The sequence below is a fragment of the Mycobacterium sp. 1245499.0 genome (genome assembly GCF_001673615.1).
GTDB classification, from domain to species: Bacteria; Actinomycetota; Actinomycetes; order Mycobacteriales; family Mycobacteriaceae; genus Mycobacterium; species Mycobacterium europaeum_A.
This window is the reverse complement of record NZ_LZMG01000151.1, coordinates 1-620: the sequence shown is the minus strand read 5'-3', so window position 1 is coordinate 620 and position 620 is coordinate 1. Positions and strand designations below refer to the sequence as shown.

Below are 620 nucleotides of genomic sequence, written 5' to 3'. Positions count from 1 at the left end.
CAGCTGGCGGCCACCGTCGACTCGCTTGCCGAGCGGGCCAATCCTCGGCGCCTGGCCGACGACCTCAAGGTCCGGGTGATCGGCTTCGTGCAGAAGCCCGTGGTGCTGGCCTCGCTGGCCGGGGTCGGGGCCCTCGTCGTGGTGGTGGCGGTGCGCCGCGTCAGGAATCGGTGACGCGCCCAGTCTGGACGTATACCGGGATGTCGTCGGCCCAGGGCTGATTGGTGGCCATGTCGTCGACGTCGCAGTAGCCGCGTTCGAATTCGCCCGTCGCGGCGTCGACCAACCTGTATTCCTGCCGCTGTTGGTGGATGGGCTGGGCATCGAGGATCACCACGCGCACCTCGCCCGGCTCGAACCCGCACCGCTGCTGCAGCGCCTCGATCAGGCATTCGTTGTGCATGTGGCCGTCGCCGAAGTTCCAGCCCAGCACCATCGAGCACAGGACTTCACCCTCACACAGGTTGTAGTCGTCCTCGTCGTAGTCGGCCATCGCCCGGTGCGCCAGGGTGAGCAGCGCGCGCCCGTGGGTGTTCATCCCCCGGAACGCCAAGGCCAGGTGCAGCGGGATCAGGGTTTCCTCTTTGCTGCCGTACAACCGCTCGAGCTGCTGGTGCTGC

General features: G+C 67.6%; 2 protein-coding genes. One reads left to right on the top strand and one right to left on the bottom strand.

The genetic code is table 11. From position 1 onward, the window contains the following. The coding region (locus tag A5646_RS27910; protein WP_082972023.1) for a DUF3618 domain-containing protein at positions 1 to 174 on the top strand (174 nt) is incomplete at its 5' end. Here the strand turns inward: A5646_RS27910 and A5646_RS07790 are convergent. Continuing rightward, on the bottom strand, positions 161 to 620 hold a 460-nt coding region (locus A5646_RS07790; protein ID WP_197499389.1), incomplete at its 5' end, for a DUF3556 domain-containing protein. The two genes, A5646_RS27910 and A5646_RS07790, sit on opposite strands and share 14 nt — an antisense overlap.